31 protein-coding genes are annotated in these 26,151 nt (G+C 45.2%); 15 read left to right on the forward strand and 16 right to left on the reverse strand.

Annotated features, from left to right (window positions below):
- Positions 1-2 precede the first annotated feature (2 nt).
- The 3 genes from ASULF_RS12090 to ASULF_RS11105 are packed head-to-tail and all read left to right on the forward strand — an operon-like array spanning position 3 to position 1,794.
- Complete coding sequence (locus tag ASULF_RS12090) at positions 3-167, forward strand: hypothetical protein (RefSeq protein ID WP_015591820.1); 165 nt, start codon at positions 3-5, stop codon at positions 165-167.
- A complete protein-coding gene (gene hisC, locus ASULF_RS11100; protein ID WP_394295714.1) occupies positions 164-1,249 on the forward strand; it encodes a histidinol-phosphate transaminase in 1,086 nt (361 codons plus the stop codon). The genes ASULF_RS12090 and hisC overlap by 4 nt, the downstream gene beginning before the upstream one ends.
- Positions 1,246-1,794: an adenylate kinase family protein gene (locus ASULF_RS11105; protein ID WP_015591822.1), complete on the forward strand. Its 549-nt coding sequence runs from the start codon at positions 1,246-1,248 to the stop codon at positions 1,792-1,794. Before hisC ends, ASULF_RS11105 begins: the two co-directional genes overlap by 4 nt.
- Here the strand turns inward: ASULF_RS11105 and ASULF_RS11110 are convergent, their stop codons facing one another.
- Entirely contained in the window at positions 1,795-2,376 is a 582-nt protein-coding gene (locus ASULF_RS11110; RefSeq protein ID WP_015591823.1) for a nitroreductase family protein, read from the reverse strand. It abuts the gene before it with no gap.
- 104 nt (positions 2,377-2,480) lie between these two features.
- Entirely contained in the window at positions 2,481-3,692 is a 1,212-nt protein-coding gene (locus ASULF_RS11115; RefSeq protein WP_015591824.1) for a dihydroorotase, read from the reverse strand.
- Between the two features lie 70 nt (positions 3,693-3,762).
- Between ASULF_RS11115 and ftsZ the strand changes: the two genes are divergently transcribed.
- Positions 3,763-4,857, forward strand: a complete 1,095-nt coding sequence (gene ftsZ / locus ASULF_RS11120) for a cell division protein FtsZ (RefSeq protein WP_015591825.1) — start codon at positions 3,763-3,765, stop codon at positions 4,855-4,857.
- Positions 4,858-4,860: 3 nt separating this feature from the next.
- On the opposite strand, the gene ASULF_RS11810 is transcribed toward ftsZ, so the two are convergent.
- Positions 4,861-5,493 carry a PHP domain-containing protein gene (locus ASULF_RS11810; protein WP_015591826.1) on the reverse strand — a complete coding sequence of 211 codons (633 nt, stop codon included), beginning with the start codon at positions 5,491-5,493 and terminating at the stop codon, positions 4,861-4,863.
- Positions 5,494-5,529: 36 nt separating this feature from the next.
- Here ASULF_RS11810 and ASULF_RS11130 point away from each other — a divergent pair, with 36 nt between their 5' ends.
- Together ASULF_RS11130 and ASULF_RS11135 are read left to right on the forward strand one after the other, a co-directional pair.
- The gene (locus tag ASULF_RS11130; RefSeq protein ID WP_015591827.1) at positions 5,530-6,978 is read left to right on the forward strand and encodes a dihydropteroate synthase-like protein; all 1,449 of its coding nucleotides are present in this window, start codon (positions 5,530-5,532) and stop codon (positions 6,976-6,978) included.
- Between the two features lie 115 nt (positions 6,979-7,093).
- A complete protein-coding gene (locus tag ASULF_RS11135) occupies positions 7,094-7,912 on the forward strand; it encodes a F420-dependent methylenetetrahydromethanopterin dehydrogenase (RefSeq protein WP_015591828.1) in 819 nt (272 codons plus the stop codon).
- A gap of 83 nt (positions 7,913-7,995) precedes the next feature.
- On the opposite strand, the gene ASULF_RS11140 is transcribed toward ASULF_RS11135, so the two are convergent.
- A complete protein-coding gene (locus tag ASULF_RS11140; protein WP_169336412.1) occupies positions 7,996-8,316 on the reverse strand; it encodes a zinc ribbon domain-containing protein in 321 nt (106 codons plus the stop codon).
- Positions 8,317-8,547: 231 nt separating this feature from the next.
- Between ASULF_RS11140 and ASULF_RS11815 the strand changes: the two genes are divergently transcribed.
- Entirely contained in the window at positions 8,548-8,727 is a 180-nt protein-coding gene (locus ASULF_RS11815) for a hypothetical protein (RefSeq protein WP_144060554.1), read from the forward strand.
- Between the two features lie 510 nt (positions 8,728-9,237).
- Here ASULF_RS11815 and ASULF_RS11145 read toward each other — a convergent pair.
- From ASULF_RS11145 to ASULF_RS12475, 3 genes are all read right to left on the reverse strand, one after another.
- Complete coding sequence (locus ASULF_RS11145; RefSeq protein ID WP_015591830.1) at positions 9,238-9,726, reverse strand: type II toxin-antitoxin system VapC family toxin; 489 nt, start codon at positions 9,724-9,726, stop codon at positions 9,238-9,240.
- A complete protein-coding gene (locus ASULF_RS11150) occupies positions 9,719-9,913 on the reverse strand; it encodes an antitoxin family protein (protein WP_015591831.1) in 195 nt (64 codons plus the stop codon). Before ASULF_RS11150 ends, ASULF_RS11145 begins: the two co-directional genes overlap by 8 nt.
- 210 nt (positions 9,914-10,123) lie before the next feature.
- Entirely contained in the window at positions 10,124-10,243 is a 120-nt protein-coding gene (locus ASULF_RS12475; RefSeq protein WP_081623027.1) for a zinc ribbon domain-containing protein, read from the reverse strand.
- Positions 10,244-10,351: 108 nt separating this feature from the next.
- Between ASULF_RS12475 and ASULF_RS11155 the strand changes: the two genes are divergently transcribed.
- On the forward strand, positions 10,352-11,281 hold the full coding sequence (locus tag ASULF_RS11155; protein WP_015591832.1) for an aminotransferase class I/II-fold pyridoxal phosphate-dependent enzyme: 930 nt from the start codon (positions 10,352-10,354) through the stop codon (positions 11,279-11,281).
- Here ASULF_RS11155 and cobT read toward each other — a convergent pair.
- Positions 11,278-12,279 (reverse strand): nicotinate mononucleotide-dependent phosphoribosyltransferase CobT, encoded by a 1,002-nt coding sequence (gene cobT, locus ASULF_RS11160; protein ID WP_015591833.1) that lies wholly within the window; start codon positions 12,277-12,279, stop codon positions 11,278-11,280. The genes ASULF_RS11155 and cobT overlap by 4 nt on opposite strands.
- A gap of 129 nt (positions 12,280-12,408) precedes the next feature.
- Here cobT and ASULF_RS11165 point away from each other — a divergent pair, with 129 nt between their 5' ends.
- Positions 12,409-12,633 carry an ATP-binding protein gene (locus ASULF_RS11165; protein ID WP_330217180.1) on the forward strand — a complete coding sequence of 75 codons (225 nt, stop codon included), beginning with the start codon at positions 12,409-12,411 and terminating at the stop codon, positions 12,631-12,633.
- Positions 12,634-12,787: 154 nt separating this feature from the next.
- Here ASULF_RS11165 and dsrJ read toward each other — a convergent pair whose 3' ends face one another.
- From dsrJ to dsrO, 5 genes are read right to left on the reverse strand one after another with little or no spacing between them, the layout of a single operon-like run.
- Positions 12,788-13,180 carry a sulfate reduction electron transfer complex DsrMKJOP subunit DsrJ gene (gene dsrJ / locus ASULF_RS11170; protein ID WP_015591835.1) on the reverse strand — a complete coding sequence of 131 codons (393 nt, stop codon included), beginning with the start codon at positions 13,178-13,180 and terminating at the stop codon, positions 12,788-12,790.
- Complete coding sequence (gene dsrK, locus ASULF_RS11175; RefSeq protein ID WP_015591836.1) at positions 13,177-14,817, reverse strand: sulfate reduction electron transfer complex DsrMKJOP subunit DsrK; 1,641 nt, start codon at positions 14,815-14,817, stop codon at positions 13,177-13,179. The genes dsrJ and dsrK overlap by 4 nt, the downstream gene beginning before the upstream one ends.
- A 12-nt stretch (positions 14,818-14,829) precedes the next feature.
- Positions 14,830-15,792 (reverse strand): sulfate reduction electron transfer complex DsrMKJOP subunit DsrM, encoded by a 963-nt coding sequence (dsrM, locus tag ASULF_RS11180; RefSeq protein WP_015591837.1) that lies wholly within the window; start codon positions 15,790-15,792, stop codon positions 14,830-14,832.
- Positions 15,789-17,156: a sulfate reduction electron transfer complex DsrMKJOP subunit DsrP gene (dsrP, locus tag ASULF_RS11185; RefSeq protein WP_015591838.1), complete on the reverse strand. Its 1,368-nt coding sequence runs from the start codon at positions 17,154-17,156 to the stop codon at positions 15,789-15,791. Before dsrP ends, dsrM begins: the two co-directional genes overlap by 4 nt.
- A gap of 9 nt (positions 17,157-17,165) precedes the next feature.
- Positions 17,166-17,924: a sulfate reduction electron transfer complex DsrMKJOP subunit DsrO gene (dsrO, locus tag ASULF_RS11190; RefSeq protein WP_015591839.1), complete on the reverse strand. Its 759-nt coding sequence runs from the start codon at positions 17,922-17,924 to the stop codon at positions 17,166-17,168.
- A gap of 492 nt (positions 17,925-18,416) precedes the next feature.
- On the opposite strand from dsrO, the gene ASULF_RS11195 reads away from it, so the two are divergent.
- The 6 genes from ASULF_RS11195 (at position 18,417) to ASULF_RS11220 (ending at position 22,019) form a co-directional block, all read left to right on the forward strand.
- Entirely contained in the window at positions 18,417-18,767 is a 351-nt protein-coding gene (locus ASULF_RS11195; protein ID WP_015591840.1) for a TusE/DsrC/DsvC family sulfur relay protein, read from the forward strand.
- Between the two features lie 125 nt (positions 18,768-18,892).
- Positions 18,893-19,918 carry a radical SAM protein gene (locus ASULF_RS11200; RefSeq protein ID WP_015591841.1) on the forward strand — a complete coding sequence of 342 codons (1,026 nt, stop codon included), beginning with the start codon at positions 18,893-18,895 and terminating at the stop codon, positions 19,916-19,918.
- A 246-nt stretch (positions 19,919-20,164) separates the two neighbouring features.
- A complete protein-coding gene (locus ASULF_RS11205) occupies positions 20,165-20,461 on the forward strand; it encodes a UPF0175 family protein (protein ID WP_015591842.1) in 297 nt (98 codons plus the stop codon).
- Complete coding sequence (locus tag ASULF_RS11210) at positions 20,458-20,961, forward strand: DUF3368 domain-containing protein (protein ID WP_015591843.1); 504 nt, start codon at positions 20,458-20,460, stop codon at positions 20,959-20,961. Before ASULF_RS11205 ends, ASULF_RS11210 begins: the two co-directional genes overlap by 4 nt.
- Before the next feature lie 255 nt (positions 20,962-21,216).
- Positions 21,217-21,516, forward strand: a complete 300-nt coding sequence (locus ASULF_RS11215) for a UPF0175 family protein (RefSeq protein ID WP_015591844.1) — start codon at positions 21,217-21,219, stop codon at positions 21,514-21,516.
- Positions 21,513-22,019 carry a DUF3368 domain-containing protein gene (locus ASULF_RS11220; protein ID WP_015591845.1) on the forward strand — a complete coding sequence of 169 codons (507 nt, stop codon included), beginning with the start codon at positions 21,513-21,515 and terminating at the stop codon, positions 22,017-22,019. The genes ASULF_RS11215 and ASULF_RS11220 overlap by 4 nt, the downstream gene beginning before the upstream one ends.
- A gap of 169 nt (positions 22,020-22,188) precedes the next feature.
- On the opposite strand, the gene iorB is transcribed toward ASULF_RS11220, so the two are convergent.
- Genes iorB through fbp form a run of 3 tightly spaced genes read right to left on the reverse strand, consistent with a single transcriptional unit; the run spans position 22,189 to position 25,805 of the window.
- Entirely contained in the window at positions 22,189-22,782 is a 594-nt protein-coding gene (gene iorB, locus ASULF_RS11225; protein ID WP_015591846.1) for an indolepyruvate ferredoxin oxidoreductase subunit beta, read from the reverse strand.
- Positions 22,779-24,644, reverse strand: coding sequence for an indolepyruvate ferredoxin oxidoreductase subunit alpha (gene iorA / locus ASULF_RS11230; protein ID WP_015591847.1), 1,866 nt, complete (start codon positions 24,642-24,644; stop codon positions 22,779-22,781). The genes iorB and iorA overlap by 4 nt, the downstream gene beginning before the upstream one ends.
- A gap of 48 nt (positions 24,645-24,692) precedes the next feature.
- The gene (gene fbp / locus ASULF_RS11235) at positions 24,693-25,805 is read right to left on the reverse strand and encodes a fructose-1,6-bisphosphate aldolase/phosphatase (protein ID WP_015591848.1); all 1,113 of its coding nucleotides are present in this window, start codon (positions 25,803-25,805) and stop codon (positions 24,693-24,695) included.
- Between the last annotated feature and the right edge of the window lie 346 nt (positions 25,806-26,151).

Raw genomic sequence — 26,151 nt, forward strand, 5'->3', positions numbered from 1 at the left:
GATTGAGTGATCTGGAAGGAGATGTAAAGCTGAGTATAGATGGAAAGGAAATCCCCATGAACCCGTATGTCCAGAAAGTCTTTCTGAGAGTTATACTGGCTCTGGTTTCTACTTTGAAGGGAGTAGATGATAACTGGAGTCATCTGGAGATATCCATAGACAGGTGAGTTGCTTGAGCTACCACTCACTTGTGAGAGATAGTCTATCAAAAGCTACGGAATATGTCCCCGGAAAGGATGCAGATTATGTCAAAAGAAAGTATGGTGTGGAGAGAGTTGTAAAGCTCGCTTCAAACGAGAACCCCTATGGAGCGAGCCCTAAAACGATAGAGTCCTTCCAAAAGTTCACAGCCTTTCATGTATATCCTCCAAAACAGCCTGAAGAACTGATCGAGAAGATCTCAGAGTACATTGGCGTTGACAGCAACAGAATAGTCATCTGTGCCGGAATAGATGGTGTTCTCGAGTGTCTGTTTAAAATATTCATTGAGAGAGGAGATAGCGTTGCAATTGCACCACCAACCTTTCCTTACTACCACATCTTAGCAGATATTTCTGGAGCGAAAAAGGTCTATCTAAAGAGAGATCAGAATTTTATGATTGCCGAAAAGGATGAAAATGCAAAGCTGACCATAGTCTGCTCACCCAACAATCCTACCGGAAACACCGAAAGAGAAGAGATCGTCAGAGAGATCGTCGATGGCAGAGGCATAGTTTTCATAGACGAAGCCTATGCAGAATTTTCTGATGATGACATGGTTGATTTTACGGAAGAGGAGAATGTTGTGCTTGCAAGGACCTTCTCGAAGGCTTTCGGTCTTGCAAATCTCAGAATAGGCTATGCTGTGGTTCCAGAATGGATGAAGAAGTACTTCATGATGGTGAACACACCATTCCCAATTTCAACACCTGCAATAAATGCTGCGATTTCAGCACTTGAAGATATAGACTACATGAGGGATACCGTTGAAAAAATAAGAGATGAAAGGGATAGAGTTTACCGGGAGTTAAAGAATGTGGGTGTTGAAGTGTACCCATCTCAGGCGAACTTTCTATTCTTCTCGCTAAAACAGTTCAACCTGCCAGCAAGCCAGTACTGCGAGGAGCTGATGAAGAGAGGGGTTATAGTCAGGGACTGCTCATCATTTATTGGCTGCGATGAGTACAGCGTTAGAGTATCAATAGGTAGAAAGGAAGACAACGATGTGTTTCTGGATGCAACCAGAGAGATTCTGGAGGATCAGGAATGATTTTCGCTCTAACTGGTACTCCAGGAACTGGAAAAACCTCGGTTGCCAGAATGCTATCTGACATCTACGATGTCAGGAGCGTTAAGGAGATCGCTGAAGAGAACGATTGCATAATCGATGTTGAAGATGACTCACTTGTGATAGATATCGATTCACTTTCTGAAATAGTCAGGCAGTTCAGACAGCTCGATATCGTGATCGAAGGACATTTATCCCACCTGCTGTCTCCAGATGTCGTGATTGTTCTGAGATGCAACCCAAAGGTGCTGAAGGAGAGGCTGTTAAACAGAAACTGGAGTGAAGAAAAAATCAGGGAAAATCTCGAGGCAGAGGTTCTGGATGTAATACTCGTTGAATCTATAGAGGAAGTCGACAGAGTTTACGAGATCGATACCACAGACAGAAGTGTTGAGGATGTTGCTAAAATCGTGGTGGAGATAATAGAATTTGAAAAGAGAGGTATAGAGGCTAAAAACTTTAAGCCGGGAAGTGTTGACTGGATCTCTGTTCTGGGCGATGAGGTAGATGATTTTTTGAGGATTTAGCTACAGCAACCACTTAACCTTCTTATCATTGTCCCTCCTTGGCGGAACGGGCGGAGTTTTTGCGGGATAGCCGAGGGTGATAACAGCCACCAGCTTTTTGCCTTCCACTCCGAGAAAGCTGTTTATCTCATCCTCAACATGAACTGGCCCAGTCATCCAGCATGTCCCCAGGCCCATGGCGTGTGCTGCAAGCAGCATATTCTGGATTGCAGCTGAGACACTCTGAACATCGCTGTAATCATCTCCCGTGGGGGTGTAGTATGCGAAGATCATCACCGGAGCGTTGCCGAGAGTCTTGAAGAACTGCTTGGTGAGGGCAATAACCTTTGGAGTTTCTTTAAAGAACCTCTCAAGCCTGCCAAGGATGTAATCAAAGCTTTTCTCTATCGTTTCCTGCAACTCTTTGAGCTTCTCTCCAGACACAACCACGAAATACCACTGCTGGCGATTCATCGCAGATGGGGCCCACATTGCCAGCTCAAGCAGTTCCTCAATCTTCTCCCTCTCAACTTCCTTGTCGAGGTAGAATCTATGGCTCCTTCTCTCCATCATCACCTTTTTTACGCAATCAAAACAATCCATAGCTCAAATAAAAAACCTTAATTAATAATCTTTTTGATTTTTGCCTTGATTTTTATTCTTTTTTCCATTTTTGTGGCAAATCTTTTTGAATCAAAAAACCATAATCAATCAGGATTTGCATTGCTACCCTTCTCCACAAGCAATTCGAGGTTGTCCACGGCAAGCTCTCCTTTCAAGTAAACCCTCTCGGGAAATATTGCCTCGAAATTCTCATAGGGTGTCCACTCGGCTTTGGTATGCAGCTTTTCAGCTTTTATTTTTCTAACCCTCTTCAGGTTGAACACGGCAAGGTTCGCGTAGTTCCCAACCTCAATCGCTCCATATCCCTCGAACCCGAATATTCTCGCTGGATTCACGGCTATTAGATCAACAACTCTCCTCACGCTCACCAGACCCTTCTTCATCATGCTCACGAGCAATGGATATGTTGTCTCCACTCCCGGAAATCCCGGTTTGCCGTGTTTCTTATCCTCAATTGTATGTGGAGCGTGATCGCTCGCGATCATATCTGCAACAGGCAGGCTGTTGAACATCAACTCAGCCTCAACCTTGCTCCTCAGAGGAGGGTTAACATTCATGAATCCGGGCTTGAAGTAGTCCTCATAGTTGAGGATGAAGTGGTGAGGTGCAACCTCAAAGGTTGAATCCGAGTCGGATATTTTCATTGCAGAATCGTAGGTGGATATGTGGCAGAAATGGAAGTTTCCAAGCTTCAGGCAGTTCTCGACAGCCTTTATCTCAGCCTCAGGAGGTCTGAGCTCATGTCCAAGTCCCTTAACGAGTTCAGGCTGTTCTGCATGGACTGTTATGAGCTTCGATGTTGCATCTCTCAGGGTCTTAATCGCATCAAAACCTATCTGCATGTTCTCATCATCGTGCTGCAGAAACACCTCGCCTATCGCAGGAATCCTGTACTTTTCCTCAATCTCCTTGATGTAATCGATTATCCTGTCAGCATTGCTGTTTGTAAGGGCTATGTTCAGAAAATAGTCAATGTACGAATCCTTCTCAGCAATCTCCATCCTCTTAAAGTAAGTCTCAGGATTATCGATTACTGGCCTGGTGTTCGGCTGATCCACAACCAGACAGATTCCACCATATAACGCTGAAAGAGAGCCAGTCTCTATAGTTTCCTTCTCCCTCTCATCAAAATCCCTGAAATGAACATGAACATCAATTCCAGCAGGAAGGATCAATCCTTCTACCTTTTCCCCCTCAATCTTCTTATCTATTTTCTTAATTCTTCCATCCTCAATCTCGATTCCTGCCTCTATAATTTCCCCTCTGTAAAACAACTTACCGCTGATGGCTTTCATCACTTTAAAAATTCAGAACAAAGATTTATATACTATTCGTAGTGAATAAAATAACCAAGGGGAGATGAATATGAAATCTATTGTGGAGGAAGCTCTTCAGAGGGCTGAAAGGGAAAGAATGTCGAGATTTGAGGAACCAGAAGATGTTGAGGACGAGATAATCCAGCTACTCCACGAATTAAAGACCGTAATCAAAGTGATCGGTGTTGGTGGGAGTGGCTGCAACACCGTGTCGAGAATGTTCGAAACGGGTATCGAAGGAGCGGACCTCTATGCCGTGAATACTGATGTTCAACACCTTTACTACACTAAAGCTCATAAGAGAATCCTCATAGGGAAAAAGAGAACTAGAGGACTTGGAGCAGGAAGCCTGCCACAGGTTGGCGAAGAGGCTGCGAGAGAGAACGAGGAGGAGATCAAGAAGCTCGTAGAGGGTGCAGATCTGGTCTTCATAACCTGCGGCCTTGGTGGTGGAACCGGAACGGGTGCTGCACCGGTTATCGCAGAAGCTTCTCAGGAGGCTGGAGCCTTAACAATTGCCGTGGTAACCTTCCCGTTCTCTGCAGAAGGGGCAATAAGAAGACAGAATGCTGAAGCGGGGCTTGAAAGGCTGAGAGAGGTCACGGATACCGTTATAGTAATCCCGAACGACAGGCTGCTTGAGGTCGTACCTAACTACCCGATCCAGGCGGCTTTCAAGGTTGCAGATGAAGTGCTGGTGAGGGCGGTCAAGGGAATAACGGAGCTAATAACAAAGCCTGCACTCGTGAACCTCGACTTCGCCGATGTCAGGACAGTCATGGAGAAGGGCGGTGTGGCAATGATCGGGCTTGGTGAAGCCAGTGGTGAGGACAAGGCATCAGAGTCGGTGAGAAAGGCGTTGAAGAGTCCCCTGCTGGAAGTGGATATATCCGGTGCAAGGTCGGCTCTCGTCAATGTCACCGGTGGGCCAGACATGACGATAGAGGAGGCAGAGAGCGTTGTAGAGGAGATCTACAGCAAGATCGATCCGGATGCAAGGATAATCTGGGGTGCAATGGTAGACCCAGCGCTTGAGAATACGATGCAAACGCTAGTTATAGTGACAGGTGTCAGATCCCCACAGATACTTGGCAGAAAGGGCCTTCCAGTTTCAAGGAGGTTCGGGATAGACATCGTCAAATAGATCCTATTTTTTAATACTTTCCTCGAGCATATACCTTATTGGATACCTTCTCGCAACAATTTCAGTTTCTCCTCTCCTGATAGCTTCTATAATTGATCTTACTGAATTTTTTGACTTAACCACCGTTACACCATAGCCTATCGCTCTGCAAGAGTGAGCATCGCTTCCAGCAACAAAGCCCTTTCCATGATTTTTCGCCAGGCTAACAGCCTTTTTCGTGAAGATGCCGGAGATCGTTCGGGAGTTGAAGACCTCGACAGCATCAACGAACTCCACATATTTTTTTGCTCTGATCACACCGCTTCTGTAAAACTGATAGGGATGAGCCATTACAATCAGCCAGTTTCTGTCAACTTCCCTTATCGATGTTCCCTTATCCAGAACTTCCAGCTTTCTTTCATCGCCATAAATCAGAAAATGCCCTTCCTTGGCTGAAAGCTCATACCCTGGAAGTACGGTTATATCAAGTCCATTTCTCTCGACGAACTCCAAAGCCTTTAAAGAGCCTTCAAGGCTATCGTGGTCTGTAACTGCAATAACATCCAGTTTTTTCTCGATCGCACATCTGACCATATCCTCCACAGTATCTATACCATCGCTGAGGCATGAATGAGAGTGAAGCTCACATTTCAGCACGAAGATTTTTATCCCGTATTGGATTAAACCTTTTCGATGAAAATTCTCACGGTAACGGGAAGGCTGGCTGAAAAAGATGTGAGGAAATATGTTTCTGGCTTTGATGTTGATGTCTTCGTAGCAGACATCGATGTTGCCGCTTTCATACAGCCCAAGCATATTGAGAGGCTTGACCTAAGCAATTACGATCTCGTTCTCGTTCCCGGACTGACATCTGCTGACTGGAAAGCTTTTGAAAAAAGAAAGGGTACAATGGTCAGGTTAGGCCCAATTCACGCTTACGATCTTAAATCCGTAATTCCATTAGCTGAGAAGATTGAATTCAGCCACACCATCCCAGCCTGCAGGCTGATCCAGAGGGAGAAGGAGAGAGAGTCAATAGACGCTGTAGATAGCCTTGGAGATTTCGCGTTCAGGATTGGAGATGTTGAGATTGGTGGAAACACGAGGATGAAGGTCGTAGCAGAGATAGTTGATGCCACGAGGCTAAGCGAGAATGAGCTTGCTGAGAGGTTAAGGTATTACGAAGAGCATGCAGACATAATAGACCTCGGAATTCCACTCGATGAGAAGCCAGAAGAGGTTGAGAGAACAGTTGAATTCGCTAAAAAGATTACCAGGCTACCGCTTAGCATAGACACATTCGATGAGAGGCTAATAGAGGCCGCTATTAACAAAAGAATCGACATGGTTATGAGTATCTCAAGCAAAAACCTGTCAGCACTCGATTACATAGACGATCAGGCGGTGGTTGTTGTTGGAAGAAGCACCAGAGAGTTGCTTGAACTCACAGACACTGTCAGAGATAAAACCAGTAAGGTTATAGCCGATCCCGTGCTGGACCCCCCGCTGAACCTTGCAGAGTCGATTATGAGATATGCTGAATACAGGAAGGCTGACAGCATCACACCCATGCTGTTCGGGATAGGAAATGTCACCGAGCTTGTTGATTCTGACTCAATTGGAATCAATGCCGTCCTTGCCTTCATAGCGGAAGAGCTTTCAGCAAATCTCCTGTTTACGACCGAGGCGAGCGTTAAAACCACAGGGAGCATAAGAGAGCTCAAGATTGCATCCTACATGGCAAAAGCAGCGAAAATCAGGAACTCCTCACCCAAAGATCTTGGAATAAATCTCCTGGCTTTAAAGGAGAAAACAAGGCTTGAAAGCTGCAAGATACCTGAAAACTTCATTGAAGGACAGGAAAGCAGGGAATTTATCAGAGATCCCTGTGGGGATTTCAGAATCTGGATCTCAGAAGGCAGGATTGTCTGCTCTCATGACAGGGCTGTAATAGTCGGCAGAACCGCAAAGGAGATTTACGATGCTGCTGTTAAGATGGGGCTTCTTTCAAGGCTCGATCACGCATGCTACCTTGGCAGAGAGCTTGCAAAGGCAGAAATAGCCCTAAAATTAGGAAAGAACTATACTCAGGACAGGGATCTGGACTTCGGTTTTTACACGAGGGGGATCTTCCAGCGATGATCGCTCAGACGGGAGCATCGATATGGCATCTCCACTTCATATCAAAGACTTCCATCTCTGAACAAAAAAGAAACGGTTATATTTAGCTTTAACCGTTAGAGATTTGGTGATTGAAATGGTTAAAGTAGGCGTAGTTAAAATGGGTGCAATTGGAACGGCTCTTCTTGTTGAATACCTCCTTGATGAGAGGGCTGACAGAGAGGATATAACCGTAAGAGTTGTTACCAGCGGTGCGAAGATGCAGCCTGAAGAGGCTGAGATTGTAGAGAAAATGAAGGAGTTCGATCCAGATCTTGTTATCGTTGTATCTCCAAATGCTGCACTTCCGGGTCCAAAAGCTGCCAGAGAGGCTTTTGAGGGTAAACCGGTAATCGTTATCAGTGATGCTCCTGCCAAGAAAGCGAAGGAGGAATTCGAGGAGAAGGGATTCGGATACATACTCGTCAACGCAGACTCGATGATTGGTGCGAGGAGAGAGTTCCTCGATCCAACTGAGATGGCACTCTTCAACTCAGATGTTGTCAAGGTTCTCGCTGCAACCGGAGCGTTCAGGCTCGTTCAGGAGGAAATAGACAAGGTTATCGAGGCGTTGAAGGAAGGCAAGACTCCAGAACTGCCGAAGATTGTTGTTACTGCTGAGAAGGCCGTTAAGGCTGGGAACTTCAAGAACCCGTATGCCAAGGCAAAGGCTATGGCCGCATACTACATCGCCGAAAAGGTCGCGGACATCGATGTGAAGGGTTGCTTCATCGAGAGAGACCCTGAGAAGTACATCCCGCTTGTTGCAGCAGCCCATGAGATGATGAGAGTTGCGGCAATAGAGGCTGACAGAGCAAGAGAGATCGAGAAGGGTGGAGATTCCGTTTACAGAAACCCGCACGCAAAGGACGGCAAGATTCTCAGCAAGACTTCCCTTATGGAGAAGCCACAGTAAACCCTTCTATTTTTTATATTACTTGTATTTTTCACAAAACTTTTTTAAGATAAATTGGACAGAGGAAACGATTACTTTGACACTCACCCTACCAGCGGGATGATTCTTGCTTCTGAAGGTCTCACCTCCATCCGCACCCACATCGAGCTTTTACTCTCAGGTGCGTCGTCCACCCTCAGAAACAAGGGGTGTGCCAGCACCCCGTTAAACCCTTCTCCGTGGAGACGGGCTATATTTAGCACGCCGACAATGTCTCTGTGAGCCTTAACGCCGCAGTTCAGACATTTAAACAGCCTCTTGTGCTTCTTAACGTTTTTGGAACCGCACCAGAGGCAGCGAGATGAAGTGTATGCTTCGTTTACGAGTTTAACCTTGATTCCAAAGTTCTCTGCTGTTATCTTCAACCGATCGACGACATACCTGAAACTCCAAAAGTTGTGGATCATGAATTGATTTTTCTTCCGTTGTCGTTGTTATATCTCTGATGTGTGTTACATCGCCAACAACTATCTCTCCAACGCTCTTCGCATGGCGGAGCTTACAGCTATGATAACTTTGTCAGAAGTTAGTTTGAGAGATTTTCTCGATTCTGAACCTGACATTTACTCAACAAAAGACATAAAGGTCAGATATAGATGAAAGGTAAGATCGTTTCAATTCCATTTCCATTTACAGACCTTTCCGCATTAAAATTCAGACCTGCTCTGGTTTTATACGAGAGTAATAAAGATGTAGTCGTAGCTTTTATTTCATCGAAAATTCCACGACAATCAGCAGAATCGGATGTAAGAAGAAGTCAGCAAAGAAGAAGCTGAAGAACTCGATAGACTTTCCGAGGAGACAAGAAAAAGTGGAATTTTGCGGGAGAAGATCAAGGTTGATCTTGGTTTATGAGTTACGGAGTTCTCATCCATCCAAAGGTTGCAAAGGAAATCAAAGAGCTGCCAAAAGTCCATAGAGTAAAGTTATCAGAACTCAAGATATGTATGTCAAAACCTAGTTCCATTCAGGAAGTTTGACTTAAGGCCAGAAAGACAGATATAGAGTTCGATTAGGTGATTTTAGGCCAATTTACGAGGTTGTGCTTATAAGTAAGAGAAATGTAGATTCACAAGCATCGAGATGGAATCGATTTTCTTTTCTTAGAGATGTAAACGCTGACATACAGATTGGTTTCTCATTTTTCTTCAAACAGCATATGAATAATTTTTGAGACACTCCCGAAAATTATAGAGCGAAAGTTGAAAGATTCACTGAATTCATCAAAAATCTCCTCTAAATATCTTCTCAAATCTGTTTTCGGTTCAAATACTAAATCCCCATTACTAGCTTTTCTTAATAATGCTTTCAATCTTCTTGATGTCAGTTTCTCTAACCAAAACCGAGTTAACTTCAACCTCTTTTGCATGAGAGTGCATTCCAGCATCGTCTGTAATCAATACAGCATTTTTTATCCTGGCTAACGCTATAAAATATGAATCAAAACCTGAGCATCCGGTATCTATAGCAATTTTCCATGCAGAGTTAAATAAAACAGCTTCATCGACAACCTCGTAGGAATCGAGAATAGCTTTAGAGATTTTCATCGCAAGATCTCTGCCGGAAAGTCTTTTCGTAACTGCAGCAGTCTCGACGATACAAATCTTTGGGATGTAAACATCCACATCTGCATCTACCTCTTCCAACATTCTGATAATTTCCCTGCATTTTTTGTGTGTCTCTAACTCCCTTTTATAAATTTCATTGGATAATGATTTCATCGGTTTAAAAATGCTCTTTACTATAACAGATGTGTCAAATACGACACTATTCATAGTAGCTCTTGACTCTCATTTCCTCCAAAACCGTATTTACGTCCTCTTTGGCCTCTATTTCTCCCAATTCATCAAGCAATTTACTAAAACTTCCTTTGATTATTACCGAGACCTCGGTTTTTTCTGGCAAATCCAGTTTTTTCATGAGCTTAAGAACTCCATTCTCATATATTGCCTTGACTTTCATATTCTAAGTTATATTTCCCTTGCTTAAAATACTTTGCTTCAGACAAATGGTTTAGTGAACTACCCCCGCCCTTACGACGGGGCTTCGTGAGGAGTTTTCCCGTGCAAAGGCACGAGCCTTATCCTCACTGGCGGGGTTCACACCACCACTACTGAGTATCCGTCTTACGACAGACCCCCAGCTACTTTTTTCAGAATAGTTAGAGCACCATTAACACCCAGCATTTAATACACCACCACACCTTCCGCAGATGTAGAGGTCTCTGTGCTTTCTGTTGCTTTTGTTTACATCTCCGCAGACTGAACAGGTTTGAGACGTGTTAGGCTTCATCGACTTCAATGTAGTTTATTCCGTAAAGTTCTCACTTTGTCTTAAGCTTCTGCTTGAAAAGACCGTACGGGATGTAAAAATTTTATAGCCTCTTTTTTAATTCTTGGCATGCATGGGGGAAGAACACCAGAGGATGCCATCGACTTCTCGATATCCATCAATCCGTACAAGCCAGAGTGGATTGATGATGTATTCGAGAGGGCTGAAAAGCTATCATCCAGATACGTTTACTGGGAACATCTTGAGCAAAAGCTATCTGAGCTCGTAAAGAATGATGTCTCGGTTACTGCAGGAGCGACTGAGGCAATCTACCTGATAGGTATACACTTTCTGAGGGAACTCGAGAGTGTGGTAATCCCGAAGCCCACATACTCTGAATATGAGAGGATAGCGAGATTTTTCGGTTGCAGGGTTGTTGAAGTTCCACTATCCAATCTAGAAAGTATTGGTGACAGGCTATCGAGCAGTTCTGCCATATTCTTCTGTAATCCAAACAACCCAACCGGAAGATACTACTCACCGAAGGAATTGAAGCCACTGGTTGATGCGGTTGAAGATTCCCGCTCGATAATGTTTCTGGATGAGGCTTTCATGGACTTTGTTGAAGGATACAGATCCGTTGACTCGGAGAACGTTGTCAAGATCAGAACCTTCACGAAGAGTTACGGTTTGCCCGGAATAAGGGTTGGGTATGTTATTAACTTCGAGGAAGTTAAAGAGTACAGGATGCCATGGAGCATAGGCTCTGTCGGATATGCTTTCCTCGAAAAACTGATAGAAGATAAATTCAGCTTTCTCAAGCAATCAATGCCAAAAATCTGGAGAGAAAAAAGAAAATTCGAGTCCAAGCTTGGTGTGAAAGGCGATGCGAATTTCTTTCTGATGTACATGCCGGGTGCTGTTGAGTTTTTGAAATCTAAGGGAATTTATGTCAGAGACTGCAGTTCGTTCGGACTTGATGGTCACATAAGGTTCTCGATCAGGCTGCCAGAGGAGAACGACTTGCTGATAAAAAATTTGATTGAAGTTATGGGCTAACTCTCACCCTTTTTCAGCAAAGCATAAAGCTCATCCACCTTCCTCGCAACATCATCCTCCGAGAAACCATTCTTGGCTGCCAGATAAACCGCTCCCCCAGCTCCAACTCCCTCTTTAACATATCCCCTCTCATAATCCTGCAGTCCCTTGTATGCAGAACTGCTGAAATCCAGCATTGCTGTCCAGAACTCGATTCCTATTTCCTCTGCCGTCTCCCTGAAGGTTGATGAGCTATCATTAACCACATATTTCGTGGTGGCTATCCTGAACCTCGACAGATTCTCTCCAGCAGCCTTAAGAAATGCTGAAACTGCAAGCATCTGACTTCCTCCAGCCAGAACAACGCTTTTATCAAATCCAAGGCAGATACCAGCGACTGTTGCCAGCATTGGATCTCCAAATTCCTGCAATGCCTTGTATGGCTCATCAGCAAAACAACCAATGTCAGCATCTATCCTCCTGAACCCCTCCTTTATAACCTCCTCCTTGAGCTGATGGGGGTTTGATGGTGAGGCTGAGCTTGTTTTTGCCCGGTATCCTAAAGCCCACAAAACCGCCTGGGCTGTGGTTGTCCCCCCAGGAGTGCTCTCCCCAATAACAAGCTCATCCACAAACTTTCTCAATTCTTGGCCAAACATCCTCGCGTTCTTCACTATCTCTTCAACATTCGGCACGGCACTCTCTCTCCTGAAGTCCCTCCCATGCTCATCGGTGATCTGTACGAAAGGCACTTTTGGTGAGAGTATGGATCCACCTCTAACAGCAACTATCGGGAAGTCAGCCAGTTCATAGCAGGCTTTTGTTATTATTGCCGGAGTTGGATGTCCTTCAGGTGTTACGGGGATCGCATCTATTATCAGGGGCTTTCCGCACAGCACATACTCTATATCCGCCGGTGGTGTAAACTTCGTCAGCTCTGGAGATGCTCCAGCAACAGAGATCCCGGGAATGGTTGCAACTTCGGTATTTCCAAGCACAACGAGCATTAAATCAGACATATTTGATCTGAGATCAAATGAATCTAATTAATCTTTCGATTTGTCTCAAAAAAGCCCAGTATTTGTCTGCTCAATGTTATTTATAAAAATGCATAAATTATTATAACAAAAAAGTTAAATACCTCGAAAATGATCGAAATCTCTGTTCAGGAGGTGATATTAATGGCAAATATAGTTGTAGATAAGGAGACTTGTGATGGATGCGGAGAGTGCATTTCCGTATGCCCTGAGAGCGTTTATGAGTTCGACGATGATGGAAAATCTGAGCCTGTGAACATGGATGACTGCTCTGAGTGCTGTTCTTGTGTTGAGGTTTGCCCAACGGGCTCAATAACAGTAGATGCCTGCGAGTAAATTTTCCTTTATTTTTATTTGGATTTTTTGCTGATTTTTCTTCCTAGGATGGTTGTTTAGTCGTTAACTAGCTGCACAAACTTTCACAAAAACTGATTGCCTGAAACCAACTCAAGCTGAGAACCGAGGACCAAAACAATAAAAATTTAAAAAATTATTTGTTGTGCTCCTGGAGCAGTTCAGGAGTTATGTGGCAGTCCCAGCAGTTCGGCTTTACGCCAACATACTCGTGGCACTTATCGCAGAATTCCGCCTTGCTCTGGTGGCACTCGAAGCATGTGTAGGTTGAGATGTAGTACTTATCACCGTATGTTTCACTGACATATTCTCTTATGCCGTGCCTCAGCGCTGCATCCCTCCACTCCTTGAGAAGCACCATATGATTCTCGGACATCCATTCCTCGTCCTCTATGCAGTGTTCTCCCTTAGGAGGCTGAAGATCTGGAACTCCGCTTCCGAGCTTGCCCACTGTCACATTGTAGAAATAAGGGAAGAAGAAAAACCCTACGAAGATCACAAGCACGGCAATCAATGGAACCTTGCTCATACCTCCACCTCCAGATACTCACCAAGCGGGTTACCTCTGAGGTCCGTATCCCTCTCCTTTTCACCACTCATGATCATCGCATTGGCAACGAGCTCGGTAACTCCACCCATCTGGACTGGGAGTTTCCAGTACTGCAGCAGGGTTGGTATCGCTGCTCTGTCGATGGCACACGCAGCCGTTACATGGTTCACACCATACCTCTCATGCACATACTTCACGGCCATAGCTCTCGGCATTCCACCACGCATTCTAAGCTCAAAGAGCTCATCAGCCAGCAATCCTGCTCCACTTCCACAGCAATAGCTCTTCTCCCTTATAGAATGATCTGGCATGTCGTAATAGTAGTTGCACACGGACTTTATCACATACCTCGGCTCCTCAAAGAGACCCATACCTCTCGCTATGTTGCATGAGTCGTGGTGTGTAACTCTGAGGTGATCGTTTCTGCTCTTATCTATCTTCAGCTTCTTGTGCTTGAGTATGTCAGCCAAGAATTCGAGTATGTGAACCATCTTCGTGCTTGAAGCGTTCTCGAATTTCGTGCCTGTTATCGGGTTTACGGGCTCTTCCAATGATTTGAGGGCATCTTCATATGTATCATCAACGAATGTTGCCATGTACTGATGCTTAACTCTCCACATGTGACCGCATTCTCCACCGAGGATCCACTTGACTCCAAGCCTCTTTGCCTCCTTGTAGATCTTCTGGTTGATCTTCTTTGCAACCTCAAAGGAGTGGAAGAATCCGAAGTTTCCTCCTTCTGCGGCATATGTGCTCATCGTGTAGTCCAAGTCAAGCTCATGGAATATCATCAGGTAGCCTATGAAGGTGAACCAGTGTGGCTGGGCAAAGTAGTCTCCGGATGGTGTGACAAATAGGATATCAGCGCCCTTCTTGTTCACGGGAACCTCAACATCAATGCCTGTTATCTCCTTTATATCATCAACCGCGTACTGTATCGAGTTGACAACACCTCCCGGATTCAGTCCGAGGTGGTTTCCTGTCCTGACACAGGCTGCAGCAGATGTGAGCGTGAACCTCTGGCTTATGCCTATCGAGTTCAGGAGTTCTCTTGCGAGCATCGTTATCTCTGCTGTATCAATACCATACGGGCAGAAAACAGAACACCTTCTGCACTCAGAGCACTGGAAGTAGTAGATGTACCACTCCTTGATCACATCCTCCGTGAGCTCCCTAGCTCCAGCATACTCTCCAAACACCTTTCCGGTTTTCGTGAAGTATTTTCTGTAGATCGATCTGAGTAGCTCGGCTCTAACCACCGGCATGTTCTTCGGATCACCTGTGCCGATGTAGTAGTGGCACTTGTCAGCACAGGCACCACATCTGACGCAAATATCCATGAAAACCTGGAATGATCTGTATTTCTTCCTGAGCTCATCCATCTTGTTAATTATTATCTCCTTCCAGTTCGGAGGAAGCTTCCAGTCATCATCAAGAGGACTCCACTCCCTCGGGAAGGGCAGGTTGAGATACTCCTGATCCTTCAGACTTGCAGCATAACTGTAAAAGCCCTTCCTCATTTCAGCCGATGGTTTCAGAAGCTCTTTCCAGTTGGAGAATCTCTGAACTATCTCGAACTTTTCCATATCTTCAAATTTAACTTCAGTATCGCTCATTTCTGCACCTCCTCAATATTCCTCTGGTCTAACAACAAATCCCATCTGCTCTATCTCGTCGAGATCGTCCTTGAAGTTCTCATAGAACTCATTCCAGTCAACGCCCTTAACAGGATAGTTCCACGGGTTGACGTGTCTCTTGGCTCTGCAGTTGTTCGGCATGTTCCTCGTTGGGCTGAAGAATATCCCGGCAGAGTGCATCAGCTTGCTGAACGGGAAGTACGCAAGCAGCGTGGACACGAACAGCAAGTGCAGCATGAACATCAGATCCAGATCCGGGTTTGCCGGTGGGTGGAACGACAGCAAGCCCTGTGCGAGGGCCTTAACCTCACTGACATCCACCGGATACACATACCTCATCAGCAGGCCAGTTGTGGCAACACCGAGCAGCAGAATAAGTGCGATGTAGTCCGATGGAAGGGAGAACGTTCTCTCCTTCGGGAACGCGAGCCTTCTGTAAAGCAAGTACAGCAGAGCTACCAGCAGGGTTAATCCGGTTATCAGTATGTGGGTCATGTGAGGCTGGAACCAGTCCATATGCACCTCAAAGAAGCCATCCAGCTTCATGAGTGTGGAAACAAACCAGGGTACTGGCTCGAGGAAGAACCTGAAGTGTCTGATCAGCACTATGAGCAATGACCAGTGGAATACAAGCCCGAAAACCCACAACCACTTCGTGCTCACTGCTTTCTGTGCTGGTAGCTCATACCTGACGTTCTTCCACAGACTTCTGAACAGGAATATCTCCATCAGCATTCTGATAACTGTCTCCCACCATGTGAACGGACTGTCAAACCTATCGATCCATGTCCTCTTCAGCCATGGCAGAGAGTACTGCTGACCGCAGGTGGTTGTTATGTTAAACGGTACAGCACTCCTCGACCACTGGAAGACCCTGTACAGCACTCCAACAACGAAAATGAAAGCTGCGATATAAGGAATGTAAACACCAACAACCGTTCCAATAAGGCTCATTCTTCCACCTCCGCGCAGGCCATATCACATGATGCTTTCGAGATCTTGTGCTCCTTCTCTGCATGCTCACAGCACTCATCCAGATTTCTGAACACGGCATCGCAGAGTTCACACTTGTATTCTTTCTCCTCAACAACCTCCTCAACGACCTCAACCTCTTCCTCCACTTCCTCTTCTTCTTCCACTTCCTCCTCAGGCGGGCTGGTTTCGAGTGTGACCCCTATTGCAACCTTGGCAAGAAGTGTAAACACGAGCATACCAAGAGCCCAGATTCCAAGTGCGATCAGCGACTCAACAAGGGATGGCCAGTACTCTCTCACAATACCCCACTGGGATGGTATGTAGCCGGGAATGATCAGACCCATACCCTTGTCGATCCATACTGAGGCGAAAATCATGACACAGGCTGCGGCGAGATACTTCGGGGTTGTCCTTGTCTTTGGATATATCAGCATGAGGACTGATATCACACCAAGAGCGAGGGATGTCCATATCCATGGAACGAGTTTGTTGTAAACATGCCCATCCTCCTGAAGTCCGAAGAACAGGTAGTTGAAGTGCTCGAGGTGGTGTGGATGGCCTGAGTAGTAGGTCGTGAAGAGCTCAACTCCAATCATGAACAGGTTGGCCACCATCGCGAATGCTGCTATTTCCGCTATCTTCTTCAGAGCATCCATGCCAGGATCGAACTTCGTGAACTTCCTTATCACCAGTCCTGCAACTATGAGTAGCGAAGGTCCTGAAGCGAAAGCCCCTGCAAGGAATCTGGGTGCCATGAGTGCTGTGTTCCAGAACGGTCTTCCAACGAGACCACCGTACAGAAACGCAGTAACGGTATGGATGCTTATAGCCCACGGAATTGCGATGTAAATCAGAATTTTGAGCCATGTGGCATATCCCTTATTCTTCTCCTTGGCTGCGAGAACACTCCAGGCAATCACGATGTTCAGCAGGAAGTAGCCGGAAAGCACGATGAAGTCGTAGAGCATCACGGAGTTCGGCCTTGGATTCAGTACAACATTCATAACTCTGTCAGGCCTACCGAGATCGACCAGGATAAACAGGATACACATTATAACCGCCGAAGCTCCAAGGAACTCTCCGATCGATGTCAGATTCTTGAACTTCTTGTAGTCGTAGAGGTAGGCTGGGAGAACAACTATGACTGCTGATGCCGCAACTCCGACGAGGAATGTGAAGTTGGCAATGTAAAGCCCCCATGAAACCTCCTTGCTCATCCCTGTTACGGTCAAACCATTCTGATACTGATAATAGTAGCTAGCACCGCCAACAGCTACTATCGCTAACAAAATTGCAATCCATGTCCAGTAATATCTTCCTCCTCTAATCGCATACTCGATCATGTGACCACCTCAAATCAGATAATAAACCTTCGGCTCTGTCCCAAGGTCTGCCTTCCTTCTGATGTAGAAGTTCTCTCTGAGTATCTTTGATACCTCAGACTCCAGAGCGTTGAGGTTTCCGAAAATGAAGGCTCCTTCTGAGGCTTCAACACATGCTGGCTCCTTCCCACTTTCCAGCCTTCTAACACAGAAGGTGCACTTCTCCACCACACCCTTTGTTCTCGTTTCGTACTCAGTGTTCAGCTTCTTAATGAACGGTCTCGGATCCTTCCAGTTGAACGATCTCATGCCATACGGGCAGGCAGCCATACAGTATCTGCAGCCAATGCATCTGTGGTAGTCCATCGTTACTATCCCATCATCCCTCTGCCATGTCGCGTTTGTCGGACAGACTTTCACACATGGTGCGTTCTCACAGTGATTGCAGAGTATTGGGACTTCCAGCCATTTGAGATGTTCCTCCAAATACTCATCCTTGAGGTTCGGGAATGCCTGCTCGAAAGTTGCCGGCCAGATCCATTCCACCCTGTCCTTTGGATTTGGCATCTCCGGAACATTATGAATTTCCTTGCAGATCTGATAGACTCTCCTTCTCTTTGCCTGTGGTAGCTCGTTGAACTTTTTGAGGTCGATAACCATGCCCCATTTGATGTCCTTTCTGTTGATCGGTGGAGACGTGAATGCTGCCAGAACCTTCTCTACCTGAGTCGCTGTTAACGCTGTAATCGCTGATCCAGCCATTATCAAAAACCTTCTCCTTGTAATCATTTTCTATCTACCTCCTTGAGTTTTGAACATGGGAGTGCGAGTCCATAAAAACAGCTTTTCCTGAACGCAATGGTATTCAAACTGGAAATAAGCACCCCCATGCTCAGACTTCCCCCCTTCTAAACTCAATGAAATGTGTGGAACTGTTGTTCTGGACAGGATTTTATTCCTTAGAATATTAAGTTTTTGGTTTATGAATTTTTTATTCAAATTTTAGAAATAAAAATAATTAATTATGATATTAATATTCAATGTTTTAGATTAACAATCCTGCCTGGCGAAGAGAACGATGGTTGAAAAGACGAAAAACTATTTAGTATAGCACATACAGCCTTTTAGACCTTTGATCGATCGATGAATTCAGAATAAAATCAAAATAATTTAAATCATCGAAATTTTAAATCATAATTCGAGCGAAAAATTTAATTGAAATACCGTAAATTATTTATTCGAAGAGCCAAGCAGAGTAACAACAAAGGGGGTGATTAGTGTATGCCTGAAATCGAAGTTAAGGGAAGAAAGCTTTTGCTTGATGAAGATGGATTCCTTCAGGACTGGGAAGAGTGGGATGAAGATGTAGCCAAAGCCCTTGCTGCAGACGACAGATGGACTGGGGCCAAGGTCGAGCTTACCGACGAGCATTGGGAGATTATCAGATTTCTCAGGAGTTATTATGAGAAATATGGTGTCGCTCCCCCGATAAGAATCCTTGTAAAAGAGGTCAAAAAGGCATTTGGTCCCGAAAAAGGAAATCTCAAGTACCTGTACAAGCTCTTCCCACAGGGCCCAGCTAAGGATGCTTGCAGAATTGCTGGTTTGCCAAAACCAACGGGTTGTGTCTAACCAACCTACCAAAAATTATTTTTTTATGAGTTAGTTTGTACGAATTCTATCTGATCCGTTGCTGTTTTAAGGAACTGCTGATAAACAGGCTAATCTATTTAAAGTAATAAACACAACAGAATTCTGTGAGCCTTGAAAGATACGAGCAGATAAATTCTGGAAGAAGGACGGCAAAATTTCAGATTGTGAAAAGGATCGATGTTTCCAGCTACCTTGAAAGCGATCTATCGTTAAAGGAGTTGCTAAAGGTGCATTCAGAGGTAAAGAGGGAGTTTAAGGAGCTAATAGACAGCATTGATATGCCAAAAATTCCAGAAATGCCGGAGAAAACACCACAGCGCAGCTTCCTGTGGCTAAAGATCAAAATCCTTGAGGAAATGCTCAAAGAGTGCAACTTCTGCGAGAAGAGATGTGGTGTCAACAGGTATGAGAAACTGGGCTACTGCAAGTGTGGGGTTAAAAGCTACTACACCTCCGAGTTTCTCCACATGGGAGAGGAGCCTGAACTTATCCCATCCCACACCATCTTCTTCAACAGGTGCACATTCAGATGCGTCTTCTGTCAGAACTTCGACATAGTTTACAGCGATAACTATCCGGTGGATGAAATTGAGCTTGCCAGATCAATAGACAGAAGGTACAGGCAGGGAAGCAGAAATGTAAACTTCGTTGGCGGAAATCCAGATCAGCACGCTCATACGATTCTCAGAATTCTGCAGCATGTTGAATCAAACATAGCAGTGGTGTGGAACTCGAACATGTACCATTCAGAGGAGCTTGCAGAGATCATAGAGGATGTGGTCGATGTGTGGCTTGGAGATTTCAAGTACGGGAATGATAGATGTGCTTTAAAGTACAGCAAGGCTAAGAACTACTGGAGAGTCGTGACGAGGAACTTCAGGAGGGCTGAAAACAATGGAGAACTCCTGATCAGGCATCTTGTGATGCCAGAACACATTGAGTGCTGCACGAAAAGGATTGTAGGGTGGGTGGCTGAAGAACTCAAGCCCGGCACCAGGTTCAACCTGATGTTCCAGTACTATCCAACCTTCAGAGCATACGAGTACCCAGAGATCTCAAGAAGGCTGAACAGAGAGGAGATCCAGAGAGCACTGGATATAGCGAAGAGATACAGGTTGAATCTGGTTTAAGTTTCGCTGACGGTTTCGCCGACATATTTCAACCATTCGGAGGATGTAATGTTACGCGAAATTGCGAGCGTAAGCGAACAATCTGGAAGTGAGTATAAGTAAAAGTGGGTATAGTTTACATTGAATGAGAAAATTTTTGTTGTCCTTGCACCCAAAACTTATGCATTTCTTGTTCAGTATATTTAAAAATCCAGCATAGATTCCAGACACAAAAGCCTTAAGTATTAAAATGAATAAGTTTAATACATGCCAGTAACCCTAACAACGAGAGTTGATGATGAACTCGCAAAGCTTATTGATGAGATTGCAGCAAAGGAGGGAATGGACAGGTCTACTGTCATGAGGAGGTTCCTATCAAAGGCTGTGAGAGACTGGCTGATTGAGAGAAGTTTAAAAGATTACGAAGATGGGAAAGTAACTTTATGGCAGGTAGCTGAAAGATGTGGTTTATCACTCTGGGAAGTTGTCAACGAAGTCAAGAAGAGAGAAATACATGTTCCATACACCCTTGAAGATCTAAAAGAGGATTTAGAAGGGCTATGATCGTTTCCAACGCAACCCCTCTTATTTATCTTGCAAAAGTAGGAAAATTGGACTTGCTCAAGATTTTTGGCGAGGTTATCATTCCCGAAGAGGTTAAAATTGAGGTTGTCGATAAGGGAAAGCAGATGGAAATGACCGATGCTTATGCAGTTGAGAAAGCCATTCATGAGGGCTGGATTAAGGTTTTGAAAACAGAGCTGATAGAGGTGCCAATAGAGATTCATTTTGGAGAGAAAGCTGTCCTTTCACTCGCCAAAAAGCTTGGTGTAAAAGAGGTTTTGGTTGACGAAACCTCTGCCAGAGCTGCTGCGAGATTGCTTGGTTTAAAACCCAGAGGAACTATTTTCGTTTTATTGAGGGCTTTAAAGAATGGAGAAATAGACCTGGATGAGTTTTTAGATATACTGAGCAAGATGATAGGACATGGCTTCAGGTTGAAAGAGGAAATTTTTGTTGAGGCGATAAGAGAGGCGAAGAGAATTGCCAACCAAAAGGATTGAAAAATCGGTAATCAAAATTAGGTGTTTCTGCAGCTATTCGGACAATGGCTTACCACTTACTACGCTCCAAACTTACGATCTTTTTTATCCATCTTTCCCTTCATACACTGTTCTTACAACTACACAGTTCCAACAAGAATCTATAAAGCGAATGTCGAGAGGATGAAACAGCTACAGGAGTGAAATCTTTGATGAAGACTGAAGTTTCGTTTGAGTAACAAAAAGCTTAAGTAAACAAAAATCAAAGTTGTAAACATGACCGTAATTTCTGTTAGAGCAACGCCAGACCTGGAGAGGAAGATTAAGAAGCTTATGGAGTTTGAAAAATCTGATAAATCTTCCATAGTCAGAAAAGCCATAGAAAGAGGAATTAATGAGGAACTCAAAAAATTTGCTTTAATGCTCTACGTTGAAAGAAAAGTTTCTCTTGCTAAAGCTGCTGAGATTGCAGAGATATCGGTAAGAGACATGCTCGAATTGATTAAAGAAAAGGGCGTGTCGCTTAACATAACCGTTGAAGATTTGAAGAGGGATTTCGAGGAGGCAATGAAGTGATTGTTTTCAACTCAACACCTCTCATTTACCTAAGCAAGGTGAATCTCAGCTGGATTTTCGAAGAACTTGAAGGAAAGAAACTGATACCGAAATCAGTTTACTTTGAAGTCGTTGTTAAGGGAAAGGAGAGAGGAGATATCGATGCTTTTATAGTGGAAGATTTGATAAAGAAAGGCGTTATAAAAGTCATAGATGTTGAAGTGGAAGGGCTGTTAAGGGACATGAAAGAACTGCATAAGGGCGAGATTGAGGCTTTGGAGCTGGCAAGAGAAAAGGATGGAATAGCCATAATAGATGATAGCATAGCAAGGGAAATCGGGGAGATTTTGGGGATAAAAGTTCATGGAAGTCTTTATTTAGTCTTTTTAATGTTGAAGAAAGGTAAAATCGATAAGAAAACTGCAAAGAGCAAAGTTGAAGAGATGATCAGGAAGGGGTTCAGATTAAGTGCTGAAGTTTATTCTGAGTTTTTGAGGTTATTAGACAGTGAATGGCATGGGTAACAATCTCGGATTGGCACCCACCCCACTAAAAAGGCTGTCCAGCAATTCAATCACACAACAAAAGGAGGTCGCTCAGGCCTGCAATTTAAAAATAAACGGGATGAATTATTATTTTCAGTAATTGTCGGACAGCCTCTTTAATGGAGGGAGTAGGCCACCTTAAAGACCCCTAGCTTAAAGACTCATATCCAGCCTTTAAAGCTTTGAGGTTGATTTCAACCAGCCTCTCAGGCAGAAACGCTCTGACTCCATATTCCAGATCTTCCAGAGTCAGGAATCTCCCCTCGAGGACTTTCGCGAGCATGCCAAGCACAACAACATTTGTTGCCTGAACCCTCGCAACCTTCTCAGCTATTGCTGATGCATCCACGACCTTTATTTTCTCCGTAACTGTCTTCAGCCTCTCGATAATCTCCTCAATTTCGGGATATTCCGCAAGTCCAACATTAACTGTCGTTGGCTTTATCTTCCTGCTGTTCAGTATTATCATTGTATTCTCGTTCATGTAATGTGCGTATCTCAAAGCCTCAACGGGCTCCAGAGCTATTACGATATCAGCAGACCCAAACGGGATCAGAGGAGAATGTACATCACCAATCCTCACATGTACCTCAACACTGCCCCCTCGCTGAGCCATTCCGTGGGTTTCTGAGGTCAGCACATTCATTCCCTTCCTCATCGCAGCCCTTGCGATTATGTTCGAGGATGTCAGAACTCCCTGACCTCCGACTCCCACTATGAGTATGTTGAGTCTCGCATTCATCTTCCTACCCCCTTTGGCTTTATCGCCTTTTCAGGACAGATTGATGCACAGACTGCACAGCCAACACATAATGCAGCATCTATTCCAACCTTGCCATCATCAACAAATATTGCCGGGCAGGTAAAATCGGTGATGCACTTCATGCATACAGTGCAGTTCTCCGCAACCTCAAAAGCTCTTACCTCAATGCCCTTCCTCTTTCTCTCCCTCGTCCACAGAATCGCACACGGATGGCGGGAGATGACAACAGCCACACCATCATGCTCGATTGCTCTCCTTATAGATTCAATGAGCTTCCTGACATTGTAGGAGTTAACAACCTCCACAAACTCGACTCCCAGCCCCTTAACAACATCCTCCAGGCTCACTCTCCTGCCTTCTCCACAGGCTCTTATGCCCGTCCCGGGATGGGGCTGATGGCCCGTCATGCCCGTTGTGGAGTTGTCCATTATGATGAGCGTGTAATTCAGGTTGTTGTAAACAGCATTAGCCAAAGGAGGCATTCCGGCATGGAAGAATGTTGAGTCGCCAATCGTTGCTACAATCTTTCCGTCAACGAAATAGCTCAGACCGTTCGCAACCCCTGCACTTGCTCCCATGCATATCGTTGTATCCACAGCTTCGAGAGGTTTGTTTATGCCAAGGGTGTAGCAACCGATGTCGCTTGGAAGCACTTCCCCTCCAGCCTTCTTTATCGCGTAGAATGTAGCTGTGTGAGGACAGCCGGGGCAGAGAACAGGTGGTCTTGGAGGGGCGATGGATGCAAGCTCTCGATTCATGATGGCCTCATAATCTCTCGATGGCTCCAGACCGAACACCCTGGCTATGCCCATCTCAACAACAGGGACATTGTACTCGTAGTTCATCGGCATATCTCCGCTGAGCTTTCCCAGAACTTCCACATCAAGAGCCTTAACATGCATCTCGATGAAGGGGTCAACCTCCTCAACCACAAGCACCTTCTTCAAACCATCAGTGAACCTCTCTATAAGCTTTTCCGGAACCGGATGCATCGAACTCAGCTTCAGTACTGGAGGGCTATCAAAATCGTTCTTGCTCCTGAGGTTCTCAATCGCTTCCTTGACATAGCTGTAGCTCAGACCGCAGGCAATTATTCCAGTATCCCCATCCCCATCCTCAATCCAGTTAAACTCAAACTTATCGAAATGATTCTCGATCTTCTCAAGCTTTTCCAGCAAAACGAGTTTCAGCTTTCTCGCATGAGCTGGCAGCACAACATCAGTCTCCGGCCTTCTTTCCCAGCCAACCTTCTCGAACCTTTTCTCAGGAATTTCACCAAGATCAACTATCCCGCTCGAATGACTGAGCCTCGTGTATGTCCTGAAAATCATCGGCAGTCCAAACCTCTCAGACAGATCAAAGGCCACCTTGACGAGTTCTTTAGCCTCGTTAACGCCTGAAGGTTCCAGCACTGGCAATTTAGCAGATTTTCCATACCACCTGTTATCCTGCTCGTTCTGGCTGCTGTGCATTGTCGGATCATCTGCTGTGACAACAACAAACCCACCTCTGGCTCCTACATAAGCGAAGCTGAAGAGGGAGTCGGCTGCTACATTCAGCCCCACATGCTTCATCGTAACCAGAGCCCTTTTTCCAGCAAGAGATGCTCCGATACCCGTCTCAAATGCTACCTTTTCGTTTGTAGAGTACTCAACAAAATAATCCATTTTACCCCTTAAATGTGAGCATGCCTGTGCGAGGGTGTCTGTTATCTCGGATGATGGAGTTCCGGGATAGCAGGAAACTATATCGATTCCGCTTTCAATAGCTCCTCTCGCAATCGCTTCATTGCCAAGAAGAAAAACTTTCTCGCCTTCTTTACCGAGAACATCTTTAAGCATGCAAGAAAGGAAAAAAGAGATGTATTAAAAATTTGCTGAATTATCTAATCACACATCCTCAAACCTTTCCTTGAGTTTCTTCAAAACTCCCGGCAGGGTTGTGTATTCCATATCCTCGCTCGGCAGTCTGTGCGGCTCGAACGGGCCGTGTCTCCTCATGTATTCTGCCACTTCCATCGCCTTCTGCCTTGTGTAGTCGAATGCTGGATCGTCGAACAGATCTACCGGACCCACAAGCTTGCCATTGGCAAGCTGGAAACCTGCAGCGATAACCCTAGGTGGACCATCGAACCTCGTGCATTTGCTGTATCTGAATGGAACGGGCATAATTGGACCATTATGGCTACCTCTCATCCATCCGCTAACCAGATGCGGGAAAGCAAAAGCCTCGATAACCTCTCCCACTGCCGGCAATCCGCTCTGAGCCCTCACAAGCGCTACAGGATCATCCTTTCCAACATACTCCCCGGCAATCTTGTAGAGTTTCTCCGTGCTTATCACCGCAACCGGCTCGTCTGCTGGAAGCTTCCCCTCTTTCGGATACACCCTCTTTATCACGAACCTGCTCTTTCCTCCAATTAACGCCAGTATGTCATAGATCTCCTCAGGCGTTTTCATGAAAACCCTCTTGCTCTCGTATATATCCCATATCTCGAAAACAAAGCCGTTGTGCATCGATGGATCAATAACCAGTCCGGCCGTGTTGAAAGGATCGGCAAACATCCTGAATATCGGGAGATTGAACGCTCCCGGCTCGGTTTTGTCCATGAGGAACGCGAGAACGGGTTCAGACTCCCTCTCTGTAAACTCCATTTCCGCAACACCGGGGCCCATTCCCCTCACATTTCCTGAAAAAGCATCAGCCAGCAGATCCTGTCCTGCGCCATAGAGCTTCAGCTCTTTCGCTTTTTCAGTTGCCTTCTCAAAGGTCTCCCAGGCGATCCTGTGGATCTTGGTGCTGTCAACTCCCTCTCTGTGGGTCATTATCAGATCGAGATCATCGCCAGCGTTCAGAACCCTGTAATCTATGATATCACCACTCTGCTTTGCCTCCTCAAGACTCTGCTTTGCAACCTCGATAATCTCATCCGGAACTAGAACATGCCCCGGCAGGCCACCGACATCTGCCTTGATAATACTAACGGTTATTTTTTCCGCCATGATTAAAACTCTGAGAGATAAAATTTAAACTTTGGGGTAGTCAGCCGGTTGGCCGCGTGAATTACTCACCGTCAAAGTCCGAGAGATTCTCTCCTCGCACGCTGAATCGCTAACAAGTCCCATTTCGGGTACAACAGGATTTTGTCAACTTTGCTTGAAGATTTCGAGTACATAATAAAAAAGACTGTAGAACATTGATAGATACGAAGAATTTGCTGAAATGAGGAGCAGGATAGAACCCTTCTTCAAAGTGCTAGCTATTTTCGGAGTGAACTACCCCACGCTCACACGCATGGGGCTTCCTGCTTCACAGAGGAGACTTGCCCCTCGATAACCGCTTTGGCGG

The sequence above is a fragment of the Archaeoglobus sulfaticallidus PM70-1 genome (assembly GCF_000385565.1).
Classification (GTDB): domain Archaea; phylum Halobacteriota; class Archaeoglobi; order Archaeoglobales; family Archaeoglobaceae; genus Archaeoglobus_A; species Archaeoglobus_A sulfaticallidus.

Coding starts and splice junctions, on each gene's coding strand:
- ASULF_RS11165 (WP_330217180.1), top strand. CDS start 12,409: ATGATCGAAATCTCTGTTCAGGAGGTGATATTAATGGCAAATATAGTT.
- ASULF_RS11815 (WP_144060554.1), top strand. CDS start 8,548: ATGAAAGGTAAGATCGTTTCAATTCCATTTCCATTTACAGACCTTTCC.
- dsrM (WP_015591837.1), bottom strand. CDS start 15,792: ATGAGCCTTATTGGAACGGTTGTTGGTGTTTACATTCCTTATATCGCA.
- ASULF_RS11105 (WP_015591822.1), top strand. CDS start 1,246: ATGATTTTCGCTCTAACTGGTACTCCAGGAACTGGAAAAACCTCGGTT.
- ASULF_RS11145 (WP_015591830.1), bottom strand. CDS start 9,726: ATGAATAGTGTCGTATTTGACACATCTGTTATAGTAAAGAGCATTTTT.
- cobT (WP_015591833.1), bottom strand. CDS start 12,279: ATGTCTGATTTAATGCTCGTTGTGCTTGGAAATACCGAAGTTGCAACC.
- ftsZ (WP_015591825.1), top strand. CDS start 3,763: ATGAAATCTATTGTGGAGGAAGCTCTTCAGAGGGCTGAAAGGGAAAGA.
- ASULF_RS11215 (WP_015591844.1), top strand. CDS start 21,217: ATGACCGTAATTTCTGTTAGAGCAACGCCAGACCTGGAGAGGAAGATT.
- ASULF_RS11205 (WP_015591842.1), top strand. CDS start 20,165: ATGCCAGTAACCCTAACAACGAGAGTTGATGATGAACTCGCAAAGCTT.
- ASULF_RS11155 (WP_015591832.1), top strand. CDS start 10,352: ATGCATGGGGGAAGAACACCAGAGGATGCCATCGACTTCTCGATATCC.
- ASULF_RS11130 (WP_015591827.1), top strand. CDS start 5,530: ATGAAAATTCTCACGGTAACGGGAAGGCTGGCTGAAAAAGATGTGAGG.
- fbp (WP_015591848.1), bottom strand. CDS start 25,805: ATGGCGGAAAAAATAACCGTTAGTATTATCAAGGCAGATGTCGGTGGC.
- dsrK (WP_015591836.1), bottom strand. CDS start 14,817: ATGAGCGATACTGAAGTTAAATTTGAAGATATGGAAAAGTTCGAGATA.
- iorB (WP_015591846.1), bottom strand. CDS start 22,782: ATGAATGCGAGACTCAACATACTCATAGTGGGAGTCGGAGGTCAGGGA.
- ASULF_RS11110 (WP_015591823.1), bottom strand. CDS start 2,376: ATGGATTGTTTTGATTGCGTAAAAAAGGTGATGATGGAGAGAAGGAGC.
- dsrO (WP_015591839.1), bottom strand. CDS start 17,924: ATGATTACAAGGAGAAGGTTTTTGATAATGGCTGGATCAGCGATTACA.
- ASULF_RS11210 (WP_015591843.1), top strand. CDS start 20,458: ATGATCGTTTCCAACGCAACCCCTCTTATTTATCTTGCAAAAGTAGGA.
- ASULF_RS11195 (WP_015591840.1), top strand. CDS start 18,417: ATGCCTGAAATCGAAGTTAAGGGAAGAAAGCTTTTGCTTGATGAAGAT.
- ASULF_RS12475 (WP_081623027.1), bottom strand. CDS start 10,243: ATGAAGCCTAACACGTCTCAAACCTGTTCAGTCTGCGGAGATGTAAAC.
- iorA (WP_015591847.1), bottom strand. CDS start 24,644: ATGCTTAAAGATGTTCTCGGTAAAGAAGGCGAGAAAGTTTTTCTTCTT.
- ASULF_RS11135 (WP_015591828.1), top strand. CDS start 7,094: ATGGTTAAAGTAGGCGTAGTTAAAATGGGTGCAATTGGAACGGCTCTT.
- ASULF_RS11115 (WP_015591824.1), bottom strand. CDS start 3,692: ATGAAAGCCATCAGCGGTAAGTTGTTTTACAGAGGGGAAATTATAGAG.
- ASULF_RS11150 (WP_015591831.1), bottom strand. CDS start 9,913: ATGAAAGTCAAGGCAATATATGAGAATGGAGTTCTTAAGCTCATGAAA.
- dsrP (WP_015591838.1), bottom strand. CDS start 17,156: ATGATCGAGTATGCGATTAGAGGAGGAAGATATTACTGGACATGGATT.
- dsrJ (WP_015591835.1), bottom strand. CDS start 13,180: ATGAGCAAGGTTCCATTGATTGCCGTGCTTGTGATCTTCGTAGGGTTT.